At 68.5% G+C, this 20,317-nt stretch carries 17 protein-coding genes and 5 pseudogenes; 14 read left to right on the top strand and 8 right to left on the bottom strand.

The genetic code is table 11. The annotated features are described in order from the left end of the window. Window positions 1–212: 212 nt before the first annotated feature. Window positions 213–1,016, top strand: a complete 804-nt coding sequence (locus ABTZ58_RS38235) for a transposase (protein ID WP_502996204.1) — start codon at window positions 213–215, stop codon at window positions 1,014–1,016. Window positions 1,017–1,967: 951 nt separating this feature from the next. Continuing rightward, on the top strand, window positions 1,968–2,876 hold the full coding sequence (locus tag ABTZ58_RS38225) for an alpha/beta hydrolase (protein WP_351367536.1): 909 nt from the start codon (window positions 1,968–1,970) through the stop codon (window positions 2,874–2,876). Here ABTZ58_RS38225 and ABTZ58_RS38220 read toward each other — a convergent pair. Both ABTZ58_RS38220 and ABTZ58_RS38215 read right to left on the bottom strand, forming a co-directional pair. Further along, the gene (locus tag ABTZ58_RS38220; protein WP_351367533.1) at window positions 2,860–4,377 is read right to left on the bottom strand and encodes an aKG-HExxH-type peptide beta-hydroxylase; all 1,518 of its coding nucleotides are present in this window, start codon (window positions 4,375–4,377) and stop codon (window positions 2,860–2,862) included. The two genes, ABTZ58_RS38225 and ABTZ58_RS38220, sit on opposite strands and share 17 nt — an antisense overlap. A gap of 94 nt (window positions 4,378–4,471) precedes the next feature. Beyond that, window positions 4,472–4,600 carry a hypothetical protein gene (locus ABTZ58_RS38215; RefSeq protein ID WP_351367530.1) on the bottom strand — a complete coding sequence of 43 codons (129 nt, stop codon included), beginning with the start codon at window positions 4,598–4,600 and terminating at the stop codon, window positions 4,472–4,474. A 267-nt stretch (window positions 4,601–4,867) separates the two neighbouring features. On the opposite strand from ABTZ58_RS38215, the gene ABTZ58_RS38210 reads away from it, so the two are divergent. The 3 genes from ABTZ58_RS38210 (at window position 4,868) to ABTZ58_RS38200 (ending at window position 11,637) form a co-directional block, all read left to right on the top strand. Continuing rightward, window positions 4,868–6,040 carry an MFS transporter gene (locus ABTZ58_RS38210; RefSeq protein ID WP_351367527.1) on the top strand — a complete coding sequence of 391 codons (1,173 nt, stop codon included), beginning with the start codon at window positions 4,868–4,870 and terminating at the stop codon, window positions 6,038–6,040. A 979-nt stretch (window positions 6,041–7,019) separates the two neighbouring features. Next, window positions 7,020–9,863, top strand: coding sequence for a PQQ-dependent sugar dehydrogenase (locus tag ABTZ58_RS38205; RefSeq protein ID WP_502996203.1), 2,844 nt, complete (start codon window positions 7,020–7,022; stop codon window positions 9,861–9,863). Window positions 9,864–9,879: 16 nt separating this feature from the next. Beyond that, window positions 9,880–11,637, top strand: coding sequence for a ThuA domain-containing protein (locus ABTZ58_RS38200; protein WP_351367524.1), 1,758 nt, complete (start codon window positions 9,880–9,882; stop codon window positions 11,635–11,637). 202 nt (window positions 11,638–11,839) lie between these two features. Here ABTZ58_RS38200 and ABTZ58_RS38195 read toward each other — a convergent pair. Then, a pseudogene (locus ABTZ58_RS38195) lies at window positions 11,840–11,935 on the bottom strand (hypothetical protein); the annotation flags it as partial. A gap of 515 nt (window positions 11,936–12,450) precedes the next feature. Here ABTZ58_RS38195 and ABTZ58_RS38190 point away from each other — a divergent pair. From ABTZ58_RS38190 to ABTZ58_RS38180, 3 pseudogenes are all read left to right on the top strand, one after another. Then, a pseudogene (locus ABTZ58_RS38190) lies at window positions 12,451–12,582 on the top strand (IS110 family transposase); the annotation flags it as partial. Beyond that, window positions 12,566–12,906: pseudogene (locus ABTZ58_RS38185) on the top strand (anti-sigma factor); the annotation flags it as partial. The pseudogenes ABTZ58_RS38190 and ABTZ58_RS38185, both read left to right, overlap by 17 nt. Window positions 12,907–13,203: 297 nt before the next feature. Beyond that, window positions 13,204–13,269: pseudogene (locus ABTZ58_RS38180) on the top strand (hypothetical protein); the annotation flags it as partial. 768 nt (window positions 13,270–14,037) lie between these two features. Here ABTZ58_RS38180 and ABTZ58_RS38175 read toward each other — a convergent pair. After that, window positions 14,038–14,721, bottom strand: a complete 684-nt coding sequence (locus ABTZ58_RS38175; RefSeq protein WP_351367521.1) for a TetR/AcrR family transcriptional regulator C-terminal domain-containing protein — start codon at window positions 14,719–14,721, stop codon at window positions 14,038–14,040. A 143-nt stretch (window positions 14,722–14,864) separates the two neighbouring features. Between ABTZ58_RS38175 and ABTZ58_RS38170 the strand changes: the two genes are divergently transcribed. Beyond that, entirely contained in the window at window positions 14,865–15,503 is a 639-nt protein-coding gene (locus ABTZ58_RS38170; RefSeq protein ID WP_351367518.1) for a DUF4386 domain-containing protein, read from the top strand. A 38-nt stretch (window positions 15,504–15,541) separates the two neighbouring features. Here the strand turns inward: ABTZ58_RS38170 and ABTZ58_RS38165 are convergent. Continuing rightward, a pseudogene (locus ABTZ58_RS38165) lies at window positions 15,542–15,652 on the bottom strand (IS5/IS1182 family transposase); the annotation flags it as partial. Between the two features lie 63 nt (window positions 15,653–15,715). Here ABTZ58_RS38165 and ABTZ58_RS40390 point away from each other — a divergent pair. Genes ABTZ58_RS40390 through ABTZ58_RS38145 form a run of 4 tightly spaced genes read left to right on the top strand, consistent with a single transcriptional unit; the run spans window position 15,716 to window position 17,574 of the window. Continuing rightward, window positions 15,716–16,225, top strand: coding sequence for a helix-turn-helix domain-containing protein (locus tag ABTZ58_RS40390; RefSeq protein WP_502996202.1), 510 nt, complete (start codon window positions 15,716–15,718; stop codon window positions 16,223–16,225). Next, a complete protein-coding gene (locus tag ABTZ58_RS38155) occupies window positions 16,116–16,895 on the top strand; it encodes a sensor histidine kinase (RefSeq protein ID WP_351367515.1) in 780 nt (259 codons plus the stop codon). The genes ABTZ58_RS40390 and ABTZ58_RS38155 overlap by 110 nt, the downstream gene beginning before the upstream one ends. After that, window positions 16,892–17,278 (top strand): response regulator, encoded by a 387-nt coding sequence (locus ABTZ58_RS38150; protein ID WP_351367512.1) that lies wholly within the window; start codon window positions 16,892–16,894, stop codon window positions 17,276–17,278. The genes ABTZ58_RS38155 and ABTZ58_RS38150 overlap by 4 nt, the downstream gene beginning before the upstream one ends. Beyond that, window positions 17,275–17,574, top strand: a complete 300-nt coding sequence (locus tag ABTZ58_RS38145; RefSeq protein WP_351367509.1) for an Hpt domain-containing protein — start codon at window positions 17,275–17,277, stop codon at window positions 17,572–17,574. The genes ABTZ58_RS38150 and ABTZ58_RS38145 overlap by 4 nt, the downstream gene beginning before the upstream one ends. 568 nt (window positions 17,575–18,142) lie before the next feature. Here ABTZ58_RS38145 and ABTZ58_RS38140 read toward each other — a convergent pair. Together ABTZ58_RS38140 and ABTZ58_RS38135 are read right to left on the bottom strand one after the other, a co-directional pair. Further along, window positions 18,143–18,286 carry a hypothetical protein gene (locus ABTZ58_RS38140; RefSeq protein WP_351367506.1) on the bottom strand — a complete coding sequence of 48 codons (144 nt, stop codon included), beginning with the start codon at window positions 18,284–18,286 and terminating at the stop codon, window positions 18,143–18,145. Between the two features lie 97 nt (window positions 18,287–18,383). After that, window positions 18,384–18,812, bottom strand: a complete 429-nt coding sequence (locus ABTZ58_RS38135; RefSeq protein ID WP_502996201.1) for an ATP-binding protein — start codon at window positions 18,810–18,812, stop codon at window positions 18,384–18,386. Window positions 18,813–19,068: 256 nt separating this feature from the next. Here ABTZ58_RS38135 and ABTZ58_RS38130 point away from each other — a divergent pair, with 256 nt between their 5' ends. Continuing rightward, window positions 19,069–19,404, top strand: coding sequence for an ankyrin repeat domain-containing protein (locus tag ABTZ58_RS38130; protein ID WP_351367500.1), 336 nt, complete (start codon window positions 19,069–19,071; stop codon window positions 19,402–19,404). Here the strand turns inward: ABTZ58_RS38130 and ABTZ58_RS38125 are convergent. Then, a protein-coding gene (locus ABTZ58_RS38125) for an IS5 family transposase (protein ID WP_502996200.1) occupies window positions 19,376–20,184 on the bottom strand; the annotation gives its coding sequence in 2 pieces (ribosomal slippage) (window positions 19,376–19,836 and window positions 19,836–20,184; 810 coding nt in all). The two genes, ABTZ58_RS38130 and ABTZ58_RS38125, sit on opposite strands and share 29 nt — an antisense overlap. Window positions 20,185–20,317 lie beyond the last annotated feature (133 nt).

Below are 20,317 nucleotides of genomic sequence, written 5' to 3'. Positions count from 1 at the left end.
GACGACGAGCACTCACACCCCACCCAACGACCACCAACGCCAGCAGTCACAAAACCATCCCTAACTACCAACTACATAGATCAGATGCCCTCTTACTGAGCTTCTTCGAGGTCGCCACCAATCGGGTGATGGGCCGTGAAGCGCAACAAGCCAGGCCCCCGGGCTGCTGATCGAGATGTCTGACGTCTCAATCACGTTGCTCAGGGGCCTCGTTGGTCATCCATCCTGCCACACTCGACCTGCCGCATGCACTCGTGGAGTGGGTCACGATCCTGATCGCCACCCGTGAGGGCGACCGGCGCTGCAGGCTCCGGCCGTCCCAGCGCGCGATGGTGGCACTGGTGTACCTGCGCGAACACATCACTCTGGCGAAGATCGCCGCCGGGTTCGGGATCAGCGAGTCCACCGCCCACGCCTACACCAGCGCGGTCGTCGACCTGCTCGCCGCGCGTGCGCCGGGTCTGCTGAGGACACTGCGCGAGCACGAACCCGACATCGTCCTACTCGACGGCACACTCGCCGAGTGCGACCGAGTCGGCGACGGCCGGGCCGACTACTCCCACAAACACCGGCGCCACGGCGTGAACGTGCAGGTCGTTGCCGATCCTGCGGGCAAGCTGCTGTGGATCCCGCCCGCACTGCTCGGCCGCACCCACGACCTGACCGCGGCCCGCACCCACCGCATCAGCCGGATCTGCGAACGCCAAGGCGTGCCCCTCCTCGCCGACCGCGCCTACATCGGGGCCGGCTCCTGGGTGACCGCGCCGATCAGACATCTTCCGCACCAAGACCTCACCGCCACCCGACGGACGATCAACCGGACCCTTTCAGCGGCACGAGCACCGGTCGAACGAAGCGTCGCAAGACTGAAGTCCTGGCGCGCCTTTCGCAGATGGGCGAGAGCGGGCCCGCCCCAGGCCGAGGGGAGACAGGCCGCCACCACCCGCGAGCGCTGGCAGCAGGCCCAGCCGTGCGCGAGCGCGGAGTCGGACTTCTGGAGTGCGTGCGCCGCCTGAACCTGACTCTCAACACCCTCAAGCGCTACGACCGTCGCCGAGCCCGAGCGCCTCATCCGCGCCCCCAAGTACCGGCCCGCCCTCGTGGATCCCTACCGGGAGCACCTGCGCCGACGTCGGCTGGAGAACCCGGCCGTCCCGTCACCCATCTCCTCCAGGAGCGCACCGGCCGGAACGCGGGCACTGACCGGCGGCGTCGACCAGGTCCGTCGGTGCGTGCTGCCGGGCCAGACCACATGCGTTGGCGTGGCGATTCCACGCAGCACACCTGGGACAGAAGGGCTCCCTGTTGCCTCCTACCGCGCTCCGCGTCCCGCACGAGTTCGTAGAGCATGGTCCGGCTGCTGTACGACCACCACCGGGCCTGCAACACGTGCTGGCGCAGGCTCGGCGTGAGGGACGAGCCGTATTACAGGGCGCCTGCGCCACCTTCCGCACTCCTTACCGCCGCCGCCGCGAAAACCCTCCCTCGCTACCAGCAGTTCAGCTCTCGGGGCATCCGGAGAGCGTGTGCCGCTGAAGGTTCACCTGCCTGGCGAAAGCGACACGGGCTCAGGCCAGTTGATCACCCACCACTCGATGCGCCTGTGGATGGCTCGTGTCCCAACACTTACGCGGCCCCGTACCGGAGACATCGTCAAATGACTTGTTGCTAGGGTGATCAACCCGGTTAAAGGACGTCGCTGCGGCAAGATCAACCAAAGGATGGTTGGTCTGCTCGGAAGCGTTCTCGTGCCGGAGAGCGGTTTGACAATCGCTCACAGAATCAACGCGGCAGGGCGGTCTACTTCCCGACGGCAGCAGTGGCCACAACCAATGAAAGAGGAAAGAGTGGCAATCAGTCGTCGCTGATTCTCCGCGCTGGGCGCCGGAGTCGCTGCCACACTGACCGGGGCCTCGACTGCTCAGGCAGCGCCTCGTTCGCGTCAGCGTCCAGCGATCCGCAATGTCGTGCTCGTGCGCGGCGCTTACGCGGACGGATCTTCCTGGAGAAAGGTCATCTCACTCCTCCAGGCCGCGGACATGAACGTCACTCCGGTACAAAACCCGCTCAGCTCCCTCGCCGATGACGTTGCCGCTACGAACTTCGCGCTGGCGCGACAGGACGGACCCACCATCCTCGTCGCGCATTCCTACGGCGGCACTGTCATTTCCGAAGTCGGACTCGCCCCGAACGTCGCCGGGCTTGTCTACACCGCTGCACGTGCCCCCGAACGGGGCGAGGACTTCGCTGCACTTTCCGCGCAGTTCCCCACGCCTCCGGTCACCCGCGGAATCATTACCTCTGGCGGCTTCAAGACCATCGGGAAGACGGCGTTCCTTGAGGACTTCGCCAACGGCGTGCCCCGGGAGGAAGCACTTGCCCTCTTCGCCGCGCAGGGACCGCTCTCGACTGCTGCGCCCACGACAAGTGTCGCCGCCTGGCAACTGAAGCCTTCTTGGTACGCAGTGTCACAGCGCGACCGAACCATTCACCCTGACCTTCAGCGTTTCGTGGCCCAGCGCATGGGCGCCACGACCATCGAGGTCAACTCCGGCCATCTCGCCCTTGTCTCCCACCCCCAAGACGATCACTCGGCTGATTCTGGACGCCGCGACCAGCTCCTGAGGGACCACCACCGCGTCGCGCTACCGGCACGCTCGCGAGAGAGGCCTGGCGATGCCGTTCGTCCGCCTCGGCGGTGCTGCGCAAGGGGCCGGACAGGAGGAGCACAACTGTTGGCTTCCGATCCGCAGCACCGTGTAAGACATGGGCAAACGGCACACCACGGGGGAGGGCCAGGCTTCCTGCGGTCGGTCCGTGTCCGGAAGCGGAGCGCGGGGCGCTTCTCGGGCGGGACGGTCACGTGTCGTGCGTGACCAGGCCGGCCGCCACGAGCAGGCGCAAGCTGTCGGTCACGTGCCGGCCGGCCTCCTCCGAGCCGACAGGGAGACCCGCCGCTCCGGCGTAGGTTGTGTGCAACGACTCGAGGTCGCGCCCGTCACACAGCGAGTAGACCGTCCATGAGCGCGCGTTCAGCCAGTGCATCCGTCCGGACCGGGCCGTGCTGACCACGAGTTGCCCCAGTTCGGGCAGAGCGCACGCGTCCACGGGCGTGACGCGGCGCAGGACGCTTGCCGACGAGATCGCCTGCGATGGCGCCGCTTGTGGCCGCCACGTACCCCCGGGCCCTACCCCGTCGTCGGGGTTCGGCGCGTCCCCATCCACCAGACGCAGGGCGGTGAGCAGCCAGCGGGCGAACCGGCGCCCGTTCTCGGTGAGTGACTGCTCGGGCAGCGACAGTACGCACTCGGCGAGGTAGCGGGCCCTCTCCGCACTGGTGCGGTACCGCCCGCTCAGCGCGGCGGGAGTGCCCGGGCTGGGCTCGTCCAGATCCTCTGCCGACGGTGGCGGGCCGAACCTCTCCCGGATCGCCTCGCCCGCCGCCTCGGCCGCGGTCCGGAAGACCAGTAGGTGCACATAGAAATGCAGGGCGACGAACACCCTGATGACGGTCCAGGAACCGATCCGCCAGGGGATGGGGACGGTCTCGGTGGCGTTCTTGACCAAGGAGCCCGTGCGGAGCGCGTCGAAGAGCTTGAGATGGGCTCCCTCGTGCAGGAGGCTTTCGGCGACGAGCCACGGCGACGTGCAGCGTTCGGGCGCCAATAGCACAGTCGAGGGAAGTGGATCGCCGCCCGACATGGACTGCAGGGGGCCCTCCTCACTCTCGCGGCGGGTGAAACCCACCATGGTGACGTGCCCGAGCACACCGGCTCCCGCGGCAGGCAGCAGCGTCGCGAGGAGTTCCGCGCCGTCCCGCAGGACCGCACGCTCCGCGTCCGTCGGATCGACAGGACTCGCCGCCCGGCCCCCTCCGAGCGCATCGCGGTACAACTCCATGAGGCGCCCGGCCAGCATGTCCTGGGAGGGGCCGTGCGGTGTCGGCTCGCTCAGCACCCAGGCGTCCCCGAGACCGGGCCAGGCAGCCCGGTGCGGATGGATGAGGGCTTCGCAGGGGCCCGGGGAATACGGGATCTCCGCCGCCTGAACAGTCAAGTGGCCACGCAAGTACGAGCCAAACGAACTGCGCTCGAGACGGCCGTTCTCCAACTGTGCGAGGTCGACCTCGAAGCAGTTGCGCAGCACCGGGTCGTACAGCAGCGGACGGAGGCGCTCCGCGGATGCGGCGGCCGCCGTTCGCAGCACGTCCGCCGCTTCGTCGTCATGCCGCGCCAGCATGGTCAGACCCAGGCGGAACCGGGCGAGGTTGCGCGCGCGGATGGCATCGGAATCGCCGAACTGCCGGTCGGCGCAGAGCAACGTGTCGGCTTGCGCTGCCCGGTCCGTGACCGGCTCAGCGGAAGGTGAAGAAGGCAACGACAACCGTCCTTCGGCAGCGGGATGGCGGACGCGGGAGGGGCAACGGCCGGCATCGGGCCCTTGCTCGGGTACGATGCCGACCGGTCACGCGTCAGGCGGTACGCACCGCCTGGTAGGACGGGAGCCAGGCGCGCTCCTCCGGCGCGTCGACGGCGACCAGCGCAGAGTCGTCGTCGAGGTACGTCTGCGGAGCCAGCTCCGGCGTTTCGATGGTTTCCACCAGCATGTTTTCCATCCCCTCTGTTCATGGACAGTACGGATCCGGACAGGCCCGGAAACAGCCCGCCGGAACATCATGTTCCGCCATACCACGTCCCAAGCCAATGGGACTTTTTTTCCCGATTTCCTCTCACACCCCGTCAGACCCGGTGGAAACTCTGCAGTCTTTCGCCCCGAGCGTAACGATGAGCCGGGCCGCTGAGTGCCAGGCACCCTGCTGCGCATGACCTCCGCCCCTACTCCCGAACAGCGCGCCACCTACCGGGAAGTGCTGGCCGACCGGCGGTTTCGGTTGCTGTTCGTGACCAGGATCCTGACGGTCTCCGCCGACTCGCTCCGCATCGTGACTCTGTCGATGCTTGTCTTCGCGGAGACAGGCTCGCCCCTGTTCGGCGCCCTGGCGTTCGGCATCGGTTTCCTGCCACAGGTCGCCGGTTCGCTCCTCCTCGGCGCGCTCGCCGACCGCGCCCGCCCGCGCCGGGTCATCACCGCCGGATACGGAATCCAGTGCGCGGCGGCCGCCGTGATGGGGGCGATCCACCTGCCGGTGGCGGCGGTCCTGTTCCTCATCGCCGCCGTGGCCTTCACGACGCCCGCCGTCAGTGGTGCGTCCAACCGGCTCATCGCCGAGCGGCTCACCGGCGACGCCTATGTCCTGGGGCGCTCGCTGTCGAACATGTCGGTAGCCGCGGCCCAGTTGGCAGGCCTGGCCGCCGGCGGGGCCGCGGTCGGGTTCCTCGGCCCACAGGGGGCGCTGCTGGTCAGCGCGGCCGTCTACCTGGCGGCCGCTGCGGCCGTCCGCCTCCGGCTGCCCGACCTGCCCCCTGCTCAGCAGACGGCCGGACACGGGCCACGACAGGCCAACGGCTCGCTACTGCGCCTCAGTTGGTCCGGCAACATGAAGCTGTTTTCCGAACCGCGGGTGCGCACGCTCCTGTTCGCCCAGTGGTTGCCACCGGCGCTCGTGGCCGGTGCCGAAAGCCTGGTGGTCCCGTTCGCGAGCGGCCACGGCATGCCCGCCGGTTCGGCCGGAATGTTGCTCGCGTGCCTGCCCCTCGGCATGCTCGTCGGTGACCTGGCCATCGGGCGCTTCCTCGGCCCAGCCGCACGGGAACGCCTGGTGGCCCCGCTGATCGTGGTCCTGGGCCTGCCTCTGGTCGGCTTCGCGCTGGAGCCGTCACGCGTGGTCGGCGCGGCACTGCTTCTGGTGTCCGGTACCGGGTTCGCCTACGCACTCGGGCTCCAGCGCCCCTTCCTCGAAGCGGTCCCGGAGGCCCGTCGCGGCCAGGCGTTTGCACTGCTGACCGCCGGGCTGATGTCCGTGCAGGGGGTGGGGCCGGTCTTGTTCGGTGCCGTGGCCGAGTTCACGGGCTCAGGTGACGCCATGGCGCTCGCCGGCCTCGCGACGGTGTGTATGGCGGCATGGCTGGCGCTCAAGTAACTTCCGCCAAGGATGCGCCGCCGAGCCCTTCGGCTACTGCGCAAGCTCATGATGAGCGTGTTACCGCCTTGTCACCCATGCGGCGGCTCACGGATCGACTCGGCCGTCTCCTGCACCGTGACCGGGACCAGGCCTCTTTGGTCTTCGGCCCACGCGAGGAGAACCCGTCCGCCACCGGGACCGGCGTCGGCGCTCAGTGGTTCGGGGCGCCCGCTTCAGAGCAGCAACTCCGCGGTGAGGGGCAGTGAGCGGATACGGCGGTCGGTGGCGTTGAAAGACCGCGTTGGCGATGGCCGAGGCCACTAACCAAGTGCTCAGTGCCGGACGCGTCAGGTCTCAGTGCCGCCTGCCGGAGTCGGGCGGCCTCGGACCCGGCCCGGCCGGGTTCTGGCGGAGAAGGCCCGCACTTCCCGCAGCAACAGTCGCTCCCTGCGCCGTCGCAGAACGGACGGGCGCCTGGCTCAGCGGCTTCCGCCACCGGCGCGTGGGGCGTTGCCGCATCCGCATCCACACCGCGCCTCTTCGACGCCTCAAAACGCACCCCAACCAGCCGATCGCCTCCGTCACGGCCAACTCCTCACACGATCGGTGGCACGCCGCCGCGGAGCGTCGCACCCGCTGTGATCCCTTCGTGTGATCTGGCGGCTGCCGCCGGAGGCTCCTCTACGCCTGCCGGCCCGAACGGGACTCGCGACGCCCGGTGGCCGGCCAAGCCGGTGCCGTGACTGCCACAGAACGCGATCCGGGAAGAAGGGAAAGTCGTCGGCGGCCGAATCGATCTCCCACTTTGTCCTGATCATGGAAAAAGTATCGAGAACCGATGCGAAAGGGGTTACGCCCGGGAAACAGGGCCGCTAACTTCCTTGCATCGGACCGGTCATGCACATGCAACCGGCCCGACGGCGCGACGGCGCGCGCCTGAGCTCCCCCGGCGGACCCGACATCGGCCTGCCGTCCCCCACCCCTCCGGGAGACTTCTGTGCGCACAAAAGTGGTCAGACCCAGACTCGTTCGTACGCTTGTGACAGCGCTGGTGTGCGCCGTCGGCTGCCTAGTGCCCGGGACAGCCGCGGCCGCTCCGGCGGGCGCCGAGGTGGCACCCCGCGCTGCCGCCGCCGAGTTCCAACAGGTCACGCTCGCCAAGGGCGTGGCCGAGATGGGCGAGCCGATGACGCTCGCCGTCCTGCCGGACCGTTCGGTGCTCCACACCTCCAGGGACGGCACCGTCCGGCTCACCGACGCGGTCGGCACCACCAAAGTGGCCGGCAAGCTGGAGGTGTACAGCCATGACGAGGAGGGCCTGCAAGGCGTCGCCGTGGACCCGGGCTTTTCGTCCAACCGGTTCGTCTATCTCTACTACGCCCCCAAACTGAGTACTCCGGGCGGTGACGCGCCCTCCGACGGGTCGGCGGCGGACTTCGCCCCCTTCGACGGCGTCAACCGGCTCTCCCGCTTCGTCCTCAGCAACGCCGGAACCCTCGATCCGACGAGCGAGAAGAAGATCCTCGACGTCCCCGCCTCCCGGGGCATCTGCTGTCACGTCGGCGGGGACATCGACTTCGACGCGCAGGGCAACCTGTACCTGTCGACGGGCGACGACACCAACCCCTTCGCCTCCGACGGTTTCACGCCCATCGACGAGCGCGCCTCGCGCAACCCTGCCTACGACGCCCAGCGTTCCTCGGGCAATACCAACGACCTGCGGGGCAAGGTGCTGCGCATCAAGGTCAACGCCGACGGGTCGTACACCGTGCCGTCGGGCAACCTCTTCCCCCCGGGCACGGCCAGGACGCGGCCGGAGATCTACGCGATGGGGTTCCGCAACCCCTTCCGGATGAGCGTCGACAAGGCCACCGGCGTCGTCTACCTCGGTGACTACGGCCCGGACTCCGGTACGGCCAGCGCCTCCCGCGGCCCGGCCGGCCAGGTCGAATTCAACCGCATCACGAAGGCGGGCAACTACGGCTGGCCGTACTGCACCGGCAAGAACGACGCCTACGTCGACTACGACTTCGCCGGCGGCGCCTCGGGCGCCAGGTTCGACTGCGCCGCGCCGAGGAACACCTCGCCGCGCAACACCGGCCTCACCGACCTGCCGCCCGCGCAACCCGCCTGGATCCCCTACGACGGTGGCTCCGTACCCGAGTTCGGCAACGGCTCCGAGTCGCCCATGGGTGGCCCCGTCTACCGCTACGACGCCGCCTCCTCCTCCCAGGTCAAGTTCCCCCAGGAGTACGACGGCGACTTCTTCGCCGGCGAGTTCGGCCGCCGCTGGATCAAGCGCGTCGAAGCCTCCGGCGACGGGACCGTGCAGTCCATCAACGCCTTCCCCTGGAGCGGCACCCAGGTGATGGACATGGCCTTCGGCCCGGACGGCGCCCTGTACGTCCTCGACTACGGCACCGGGTATTTCAACGGTGACGCGAACTCCGCGCTGTACCGTATCGAGCACGTCACGGACGGCCACGCGCCGGTGGCCCAGGCCAAGGCCGACGTGACCTCGGGGAAGGCTCCCCTGACGGTGTCCTTCTCCTCCGCCGGCAGTTCCGACGCCGACGGTGACGCCCTGAGCCACGCCTGGACCTTCGGCGACGGCGCCACCTCCACCGCTGCCAACCCCTCGCACACCTACACCGCCAACGGCCAGTACACGGCCACCTTGAAGGTGACGGACACGACCGGGAAGTCGGCCACGGCGTCCGTCCAGATCACCGTGGGCAACACCGCTCCGACGGTGAGGCTCGACCTGCCCGCGGACGGAAGCATCTACGACTTCGGCGCCGCGATCCCGTTCAAGGTGACGGTCACCGACCCCGAGGACGGCACGATCGACTGCACCAAGGTCAAAGTCACGTTCATCGTCGGGCACGACAGCCACGGACATCCCCAGACGTCGGCCACCGGCTGCTCCGGCACCCTGTCGACGCTCGCGGACGGTGAACACGACCCCAACGCCAACATCTTCGGCGTCATCGACGCCGAGTACACCGACAAGGGCGCGAGCGGCCAGCCGGCGCTGACCACGCACGACCAGCACGTCACCCAGCCCAGCCACCGGCAGGCCGAGCACTACGGCGACTCCTTCGGCGTCCAGGTGGTCAGCCACACCCCGGCGCACGGCGGCAGGACGGTCGGCCACATCGAGAACGGCGACTGGATCTCCTTCACGCCCTACGCCCTCGCCAACGCCACACGGTTCACCGCCCGGGTCTCCTCCGGCGGCACCGGCGGCACCATCGAGGTCCGCGCCGGATCTCCGACCGGTGCCCTGCTCGGCACCGCGACCGTACCGGTCACCGGCGGCTGGGAGACCTTCCAAGACGTCACCACCGCGCTGAGCAACCAACCTTCCGGCTCCACGACACTGCACCTGGTCTTCAAGGGCGGCAGCGGTTCGCTGTTCGACGTGGACGAGTACTCCCTCACCACCTCCGGCTCCGACCGCTCGGGCGAGGTGAAGGGCGTCAACGGCAAGTGCCTGGACATCGACAACGCCCAGACCGCCGACGGCACCAAGGTGCAAATCTGGACCTGCAACGCCAGCACCGCCCAGCATTGGACGCTGCCCGGCGACGGCACCCTGCGCGCCCTCGGCAAGTGCCTGGACATCTCCGGCGGCGCCACCGCCGACGGCACGAGAATCCAGCTGTGGACCTGCAACGGCACCGGCGCCCAGAAGTGGACCCCACAGGCCGACGGCACGATCCGCAACCCGCAGTCCGGCAAATGCCTCGACGCCTCCGGCGGCACCTGGAACGACGGCAGCCCCGTCCACCTGTGGACCTGCCACACCGGCCCCAACCAGAAGTGGACCCTTCCGTAGAAAGGAGGCGCCCATCATGCGTATCCGATTCAAGGCACTTCTCGGTCTGTTCGCCGGCGCCGCGCTGTGCCTGACGTCGCAGTCCGTCGCCGCGCCGGGTCCGGTAATCCAGGCCCAGGTCAGCACCGGGGCGAAGGCGGCTGCCGCCGACCCGGCCTACAAGATCCTCGTGTTCTCCAGGACGGCGGGCTTCCGCCATTCCTCCATCGACGACGGCATCGCGGCGCTCCGGGACCTCGGCGCGGCCAACAACTTCACCGTCGACGCCACCGAGGACGCAGGGGCCTTCACCCCCGGCAACCTCGCCCAGTACAAGGCGGTCGCCTTCCTGTCGACCACGGGTGACGTGCTCAACGGCACCCAGCAGACCGCGTTCGAGCAGTACATCCAGGGCGGCGGCGGGTACGTCGGCATCCACGCCGCGGCCGACACGGAGTACGACTGGCCCTTCTACGAAGGGCTGGCGGGCGCGCTGTTCCACTCCCATCCGGCCATCCAGTCCGCCACCGTCGAGGTCGAGGACCGTGCGCACGACGCCACCGCGCACCTCGGCAGCACCTGGCAGCGCACCGACGAGTGGTACAACTACCGCACCAATCCGCGTACCACGGCCCATGTACTGGCCGCGCTCGACGAGTCGAGCTATTCCGGCGGCACCATGTCGGGCGACCATCCGATCGCCTGGTGCAAGGACTACCAGGGCGGCCGGGCCTTCTACACCGGTGGCGGCCACACCGACGAGTCGTACAGCGAACCCGCCTTCCGCCGCCATCTGCTCGGCGGTGTCCGCTGGGCCGCCGGCATGACCGAAGCCGACTGCCGTCCCGAGACCGGTTACACGTCCCTGTTCGACGGCTCGGGCACCGCGGGCTGGAAGCAGGCGGGCCCGGGCGGGTTCACACTCGCCGACGGCACCCTCACCTCGCACGGCGGACTCGGCATGCTGTGGCACTCCGCGAAGGAGTTCACCGGCGACTACTCGCTGAAACTGGACTGGCGCGCGAACGGCGACGACAACTCCGGCGTCTTCATCGGCTTCCCCGCGTCGGACGACCCGTGGTCGGCGGTGAACAACGGCTACGAGATCCAGATCGACGCCACCGACGAGGCGGCGCGCACCACCGGGGCGGTCTACGGCTTCAAATCCGCGGACCTCCCCGCGCGCGACGCGGCACTGAACCCGCCGGGCGAGTGGAACACCTACGAGCTGCGGGTCACCGGGGAGCGGTTGGAGATCTTCCTCAACGGCCGCAAGATCAACGACTTCACCAACACCGACCCGGCGCGCTCCCTCAGACAGGGCCACATCGGCCTGCAGAACCACGGTGACGGCGACTCGGTGTCGTTCCGGAACATCCGCATCAAGCAGGGCGGCGGCACCTCGCCCGACCCCCGCTCGGGCGAGGTGAAGGGCGTCAACGGCAAGTGCCTGGACATCGACAACGCCCAGACCGCCGACGGCACCAAGGTGCAAATCTGGACCTGCAACGCCAGCACCGCCCAACATTGGACGCTGCCCGGCGACGGCACCCTGCGCGCCCTCGGCAAGTGCCTGGACATCTCCGGCGGCGCCACCGCCGACGGCACGAGAATCCAACTGTGGACCTGCAACGGCACCGGCGCCCAGAAGTGGACCCCACAGGCCGACGGCACGATCCGCAACCCGCAGTCCGGCAAATGCCTCGACGCCTCCGGCGGCACCTGGAACGACGGCACCCCCGTCCACCTGTGGACCTGCCACACCGGCCCCAACCAGAAGTGGACCCTTCCCTGACATCGTGAACGGCAGCCATGGCATGCCACACACCACCTGACGGTGAGGGCCGGGAGACACCCCGGCCCTCGCCCAACTCCGGAGCGCGAGCCCGCGCGTCAGCCCTCCCCCTCGGCCCGGGCGACGTTTGCGCCGCCGTGGCCAGGTCCATGTCCGTGGTCTCCGGTGTGAGCCACTGGGAGACCAGGCCGCCCAGGGCGAGGATGCCGGCACCGATGAGCAGAACGAACTCCGCGCCGAAGCGGTCCAGGCCCATCGGCAGCAGGAAAGTGCCGATGGCCGCGCCGATCCGGCTCATCGCGGTGGCGAAGCCCACGCCGGTGGTCCGCAGCGAGGTCGGGAACACCTCCAGGGTGGGATGGGCAGCCAGCGGCGCCCGATGCGGTCGACGACCAGACAGCCGGCGGTCACACCGGCGACGGCCGTGGAGGAGTACACGAGCAGAGTGGCGACGGCGTTGTCCCCCATGTTCAGGGCCTCGAACACCGGGGTCCAGAACGTGATCGCGGTGCCCACCACGTCGGGAACCGGTGCGGAGACCAACGGTTTCGGCGTCCCCGAACTCGTCGCCCCCGGTACCTCCTTCGTGGCTCCGCAATGGGGCCTCCGGCCTTCGGGTCCGGCATGACTTTCCCCCCGTGTTGTTCATGATCCGGGGGGGTGGTGTCACCGGGTCCGGAGGCATCGACGGACCGCTGATGAGGGGCTTGAGCACCGGCTTCACCCGAGCCGGAAGAGCTCTCCGTAACGTGGATGTGGCAGCTCGGTGCCCTGGCAGGCCGGACGAAAGCGTGATGGAGGGGCCTGCACGTGATCGACACCGGTGACATCGACGTCTTCCTCGGCCTGGACGTCGGCAAAGGCGAACACCACGCCACCGCCGTGACACCGGCCGGGAAGAAGGCGTTCGACAGGCGGCTGCCCAACACTGAGCCCAAGCTTGTCCGCTCCCGATGCACGGACTGTGAGGGCCCGGCTGAGCGGCGGGGCCAGCGGCACGGTCGTCGTCTCCCGCAGCCGCAACCAGGCGGTGTTCGTCGCCGCTGGCATGGACCGCCCCCCCCCAGCGGCAAGGTGTACCAGCTGTGGCTGAACAAGAACGGCACCATGCGTCCTGCCGGGTTGATGAACCCTGACCGCAACAACGAGACAGTACTGCTGCGCGGCTCGGTAGCGGCATCCTCAGGACTGGGCATCACCGTGGAACCGGCCGGCGGATCACAACAGCCGACCTCCGCACCGATCGCACAACTGGCCTTCCCCACGTAAAAGCCGTGTCGGCCGCTCGGTGCAGTGGAGCGGCCGCCACAACAGTGGTGATTCACCGTGCTGTTAGGCATCCCACCCCAAGGGAGCGCAAGCCCGGTAAGGAAATCGCGAGCATCATCGTTGCTGCCGTTGCGTCTTCCGATGAGGCCACGGGGAGAACGTGATGACCGCAGAGCCCTCGGTACAAGGGACTACGAAAGACCCCTTTCTGATCGTGCAGCTCGGCGGGGACATGGACCATCGGACCGCTCCGTTCTTCCGTGACCGTCTTCTGCACGAGATCACCCGAGCCAGCGGTATGTGGTGCTGGACCTGTCCGCGGTGTCGTTCTTCGACTCGTCAGGACTGAATGGGCTGCTGTGAGCCTGGCGACAGGCCGGCCATGCCGAAGTGGTGCTCGTGCTGGCCGTAGGTGTTTATCACACCGTCGCCGAGGCCGAAAATGAGCTGATGGCCAAAGGCACCTGAGGCGTCCGATGCCCCGGGCCTGTGGGCGACCCCCTCCGCAATTCGAGGACAGCGAGAACGAGCCAGGGGCGGCGGAGCTCCACTTCCACCTGGACGAGTACGCCGCCGCGCCCTGCCGTCGTCCTCGGTCACACAGGTGCGCTCCTTGAACAGGGCCACCTTGCCGGTGCCGCAGAGGTTGGCGTGGGCATTCGACCGCAGCGCTCCACGCCGCCCACACCGCGCACAACCGCGACCTCGGCGCCGGCATCCTGACGGACCTACTTCGCCACCTGGCTCCCCGCTGGGGCCGTGTCGGTGCTGGAACACGCCCACTCCCACACCACGTCCCCGGCCGCCCGCTGGCTGCTACACCTGCGACGTGCGGGCGCGCTCGCTTGCGCAGAAGCGGACAGTCGACCTCCCGAGAGGCCCAAGGCGACTGATCATGTCGGCACTGGCGGTCAGCAGTGTCACCAAGAGGTCACCAGCCCCCCGGATCGCTGCTCTGAGCACCACTTTCGCACCGCGGACCCATGCGCGTCAGCGAAATCACCCGGCCAGTGTCGCTCCCTCGCCCTGAAAAGGCACCACCAGGCATCCCTTGCTGTCCATCCTCGCCATCCCTGCCGGACGCAGACCGTATTCGGGGTTGATAGATCAGTCCCCACTTTCCCGCAGCCGCTACGCCTTCCGCGCAGACGTCCAGCCCTGGCGGCGGAGGCTTTCGAAGCCGTCCAGGAGAAGGTCCAGGGCGAATTCGAACTCGAACTGGTCGTCGCAGCCGCCACCGAACGTGGACCCCCCGTCGTGTGCGGCCGTCGCGGCCAGCTCCGCGATGTGCGGATAGTGCGCCGCAAGTCCGGGGGTCGGTGGGCCGGAAGGGCCTGAGGTGTCGAACAGTTCCTGACTGAAGCCGAGCAGGCGGCTGCCCATCGCGTGCATGACGTGGTGCGTAAGGTCGGCGGAGAGGCCGCCGTCCCGGAAGCTCCCGGCCATCGAGTCCAGGTACGCCAGCACTGCCGGGGTGGGGCGGGCCCGCGACTCGATGACCCGGGCCGCCCAGGGGTGGCGCAGCAGAACCCGCCTGGCCGAGAGGATCCGCCCGCGGACCACGCTCTGCCAGTCGGGCCCCGCAGCTGGCGGGTCGATCTCGCCGACCACGGCGTCGACCATGCCGTCGAGCAGCTCCTCCTTGTTGGCCACGTGCTTGTAGAGGGCCATCGGTACGACGTCCAGCTCCTGCGCGAGCCTGCGCATGCTGAGCGCGTCGATGCCGATGGCGTCGGTGAGCGCGACGGCGGCGCGCAGGACGCGATCCCTGTTCAACGGAATCCGATGCGTGTCCGTGGCTTCCTGCCGGGTCATCCCGGTTCGGCTCCTTTCCTCCGCGGCGACTTCTTCTCCTTGACGAGTGTACGCCGTACACCTATGCTCACCGCGAGGTGTACGCCGTACACCACCATCGAGCGAGAGGTACCGAGAAGATGAGTCCGGACCGGAGAACCGCTGTGGCCACCGGGTCGCTGTTCCTGCTGACCGAGGCCGCCGCGATAGCCGGGGCCGTTCTGTACCGCCCCCTGCTGGGAGCGGCGGACGGCCGGCTCGCGCAGGGCGCCGACACACGGGCACTGCTCGGGGTGCTCTGCGAGGTGGTGCTGGTGGTGGCCGTGACCGGTACCGGGGCGGCACTGTTCCCCGTCCTGCGGCGCCACGGCCAGGGACTCGCGCTCGGGTACGCCTTCGGGCGGCTGCTGGAGGCGGCCGTCATCGCCCTCGGAATCGTCGCCGTCCTGGCGCTTGTCACCCTGCGGCGGGACGCGGGGGCGGCGGCCGGCGCCGACGTCGCACTGGTGGCCCTGCACGACTGGACGTTCCTGCTCGGGCCCAACATCGCCCTCGGCCTCAACACCGTCCTGCTTGCGTACATGGCGTACCGCGCACGGCTCGTGCCACGCTTCATCGCCGTGCTCGGGCTGGTTGGCGGGCCGCTGATCTGCGCCTCGGCCGTCGCCGTAATGTTCGGGACCTACGCGCAGCTCTCCGTAGCAGGGTCAGCCGCCGCGCTCCCGGTACTGGCCTGGGAGCTGGGGCTGGCCGGCTGGCTGATCGTCAGGGGGTTCGGGCCCAGCTCAGGCACCGCGTCCTGACCGCAGGCCGACACCGGCGCCGACGGGCAGCCCCACCACCCGGCCGCCGCGGCCGACATGCCCGGCTCCCGCCAGACGTCGGCATCGGCCTTGTTTCCGGGCACCGGTCGGGCCGAGGCGGCGACCAGGCGGGTGTCGGCATCGATGATTGACCAGGCAGGGAAGCTCTCGACTCGTCAGGACCATGCCCAGTCTCCATCCTGACTGCCGGAGTGATTGCCGAACTCGTCGAGGGGATCGGCCCGTTGTGGCAGGAGCGTCACCAAGCGAGGCTTGCCGCTCGACCGCGGAAGCGGGCTGTGGGCGCAGGAGCGAAGCACCGGCTCGTGTTCGTCGACCGCCTCCTGGCCACGCTCGTCCATCTTCGTCACGGGGTCACCCATGACGTGCTGGACTGCTGGTTCGGAGTGGACCGCTCCACCATCACCCGGGCCGTCGGTGAGGTGCGGCCCCTGCTCGCCGAGCGAGCATGCACCGTCAGCCCCGACGTGCGGCTCTGGGGACTGCCCCGTCCACTTCCTCTTGCAAAAGCGGGGAGTCGTCACCGCCCAGGAAGACACGTTCTGGTGCCGGGACGGCACACCACTGCCGGTGCGTCGCTCAGCAGCGACGGTGTCCGAAGCCGGACGGCCAACCGGCGCCGTGCTCGTCTTCGAGGACATCTCCCTGGAACAAGAAGTCACGCGAGCCAAGGACGAATTCGCGGCCATGATCAGCCATGAACTGCGCACACCGCTGACCTCCATCCGCGGGTCCCTGGCGCTGATGGCCAGCGGCACATTCGGTGAACTTCCGACGGGCCCCCTCCACGACCTGCTGGACATGGCCCTCACCAACACCGACCGACTCGTCCGGCTCGCCACACAGGTTCTCGACTACGAGCGCCTCAGCAGCGGCCGGATGCCGCTGCGTCGCGCACCGGCCTCACTTCGTGACCTCGTTTCCGCTTCCCTCGACACAGTCCGCGGCGCTGCCGACGCAGCAGGCATCGGTCTCGAAGTCGAGGTCCCCTCCCCCATCACCCTCCATGTAGATGGCGACCGCATCGTCCAGGCTCTGGTCAACCTCCTCAGCAATGCGATCAAGTTCTCCTACCGAGGTCACGCAGTCACTGTGCACGTCCGGAGCTCCACCGAAGGCTCAACGGTAAACATCGACGTCACCGACACCGGCCGCGGCATCCCGCCCGACGCCGTCGGGCGGATCTTTGATCGTTTCCGCCAGGCCGACTCCTCGGACGCCCGGGACCACGAAGGAGCAGGGCTCGGCCTCGCTATCGTCAAGAGCATCGTCGAGGCACACGACGGCACGATCACCGTCCGCTCCACCGTGGGGACAGGCAGCACCTTCACGATCACCCTGCCGACCTCCGACGGCACGGAGCCCTCATGACCAAACGGATCCTGGTCGTAGACGACCAAACCGACATCCGGGAGATCGTGCGCATGAGCTTGGAACGGTTCGCCGGATGGACGGTCCTCACCGCTTCCGACGGCGCCGAGGCCGTCCGTCTCGCGAGGACGGAGACCTTAGACGGCGTACTGCTCGATGTCATGATGCCGGGCACCGACGGTCCGGCCACCGTCTCCCTTCTGCGCGCACATCCGCGAGCCACCCGCCTGCCCATCCTGCTGCTCACCGCCAAGGAGATGACCCACGACGACCAGCCGATGACACGACAGCTGGACATCGACGGAGTGGTGGCCAAGCCTTTCGATCCCCTCACCCTCGCCGACACAATCCGTTCTCTCCTCGGATGGGAGGGCACACCGTGACACACCTACCGCACCAGGAGATCGAGGAGCTCTGGGCGGGCATCCGCCACCTGGCCGAAGAGCGACTCGCCCTCATCGAACACGTTGTTGAAACCTCCAAGACCGCAACCCCCGACCCTGCTGCGGTCGAAGAGGCCCGCCGCGCGGCGCACAACCTCGCCGGCTCCCTCGGCAGCTTCCACCGCCCCGACGGCTCTCGCGCAGCCCGGCACGCCGAGGACGCACTAACACCCCCCGGCATCGACCGAGCACGCCTCATAGAGGCCGTCACACACCTGCGTGCCGCCATCGAATGACGTGGGAATCGATGACCGCGGGCGAGCCCTCGGGGCCACCTGCTGGCCCGCACAGCTGCCATGGCGCCAGCTCGAAGGATCCGCCTCCACAGCAGTGGCCAAGGATCAGGGACGCAGGGGACCGAGGACAGGAACTGGGCGTGGAAGGTCGCCAACTCCGACCATGTGCGTAACCGCGTCCAGACCCGAACCAATCAGGGGCAGTCCCCCGCCGCCGAGAAGCGGATCAGCACGACGCATTGGTTCAAGGCGCCAGCGCCTGCAGCTTTCACGATGGTCTGCCAGGTGCCGCCAGAAACTCCACGCTGGTCTTTCGCCAGCGCAGCCTTTCGCCCAGGCCGGGTCAGTCGGGCGGATCGATGTGAGCTGGCAAATGCTTCCAGCAGCGTTGGACGCGCTGTTCAGCCTCGCGCACGGCACATCCGGCAGCGTCGTTCGGCGGTGTGGCCTCGGCGGGGTGTCGTGTCCCGCCGGGGGTGTGAACGTGCTGTCTCAGTGGTGCGCCTGCGGCTGTCGTGCAAGACGGCGGCGCGGGTGATGAGAACCAGGGCGATGGCTGCTGCGGCCGTCAGGGCTGCAGCCGCGTGCTGATCGGACATGACGGTTTTTCCTCGTGCTCGGTCACGAGCCGGGCAGCAGGCCAACCGGTGCAGTGACGGCCGGCGACGGCGCCGACGCCGTCGCCGGCAGCCTTGACACCGGCGAAAATCACGCCCTGCACCGTGGCGGTGAGCAGGACTTCACTCCAGCCGAGTGACGGGAGGCAGAACGGCGCCGGGGTGAGGAAAGGCGGCCGCCTCCGCCGGACGCTACAGAGGGCTGCGTCCTGCGATGGCCCCGCCGGGGTCGTCCAGCAGGGCGATACGGGCGGTGATGCGCTTGCCGACGGGCTCGCGCTGGACTTCGAAGCCCTGTGCAATTGCCATGACGATCTCCAGCCCGTGCTGTCCGACCCGTCCGGCATCCGCGGCCCGGGCCACCGGCAGCACCGGCTCGGAGTCCCATACCGCCACCTCGACCGTGTCGCCGACGATGCGCAGGTCCATCAGCACCGGTCCGGGCGCGTACTTGCGGGCGTTGGTGACCAGCTCGCTGACCACCAGCTGGGTCAGATCCATCGCACGCTGCGAGACGGGCAGGCCCTGCTCACTCTGGACCCGGGTGAGGAACTGCGATGCCAGGTGGCGGGCCTGGGCGATGACCGTGCCGTCACCTTCCAGAGCCACCGTGGTCTGCATGGTCTGCTCGTCTGGTGCGGCACCGTCCTCACTCAAAGGGACTGGTTCCATCACGGCCCGCTTTCGCTACCCCATTCACACCCCCGCGCGTACCCGCGCCCGCGCGGCACACGCACCACTCCCCCGCGCCGGTTCCCCCACCGCTGCGGCAGCATCGCCCGCACGTGCTGGGCAGCACTTAGACGTCATCTCAATTGGTGGCTGACGGCGTCGATTGTCGCTGGCAGGCGTGCTGTGGAGACGGTCGAATATCTTGGTGAGCGACTACTGGACACCCGCGCATCAAGCGGTCGAGCAGGAAGATGCAGAGGCCCTGGCCCGGTTGCTGGCCGCCGGCTCCGACCCCGATGAGGTCTTCAGCAACATGACGCTGCTGACGCACGCCATCGACGTCGAGGGTGATGGCTCCCTGCAGAGCGGGCAGCCGTTGACTGTGCACACCACGGCCCTGTTGCTGGCCTTTGGGGCTGATCCGGAGCTTGCAGACCCGGACGGTCGCACCCCCATGGACATGGCCAATCACTACGGCCACGACCTGGCGACGAAATTGCTGCAGACCCACATCAGCAGACGAGCCGCCGATAGCAGATGAGGGTGCAGGCGATGCTCGTGAAGGCGAGGAAATGTTCAGCCTTGCGCTCGTAGCGGCGGTGGAGTCGGCGGCAGCCGGCGAGCCAGGACATGGTGCGTTCGATGGTCCAGCGGTGGCGGCCCAGCCGCTGAGAGGTCTCGATCCCCTTGCGGGCGATGCGGTGGGTAATGCCACGCCCTCGTAACCATCGCCGCAGGTGGTCGTAGTCGTATCCCTTGTCGGCGTGGAGCTTTCCCGGCCTGCGGCGCCGTCGTCCGCGGTGGGAGCGGATCGGTGGTATGCCCTTGACCAGGGGGATTAGGGCCTGGCTGTCGTGCAGGTTCGCCCCCGAGATTCCGACAGACAGGGGCAGACCCGTCCGCTCGGTGATCAAGTGGATCTTCGATCCGTGCTTGCCCCGGTCGACAGGATTCGGACCTGTCAGCTCCCCCTTTTCAGGGCCCGCATGTTCACCGAGTCGATCGCGCACCGGGACCAGTCCAGCTCACCGCGGGAGCCGAGCTCGTCCAGGACCAGGCGGTGGAGCTTCGCCCACACCCTGGCCTTGCTCCACTCGGCGAAACGCCTGTGAGCCGTCGCCCCTGACGGTCCGAATGACGCCGACGGCACCTGCTGCCAGGTGCAGCCCGAGGTGGCCACGAACACGATCGCAGCCAGCACCTCCCGGTCACCGTGACGACGTCGGCCGCCGCCCTGGGGACGCGTCGGCGCCTCCGGAACCACCCGCTGGAACATCTCCCACAACTCATCCGGCACGAGCCGCTCGACGATCCCCACCATGACCGACAGACTACCGAGCCAGCCAAATGAGATGGTGTCTTAGACGGTGTCCTATGTGGTGATCGCTCGTTGGTCCGTTCATGGGGCGGGGTACGTGGAGTTGGATTGTTCCGGACGGCTTGTGGGAGCTCGC

Origin of the sequence: Streptomyces sp. NPDC094143 (assembly GCF_040303825.1) — a bacterium.
Classification (GTDB): Bacteria; Actinomycetota; Actinomycetes; order Streptomycetales; family Streptomycetaceae; genus Streptomyces.
This window is presented reverse-complemented; position numbering and strand designations above follow the sequence as displayed.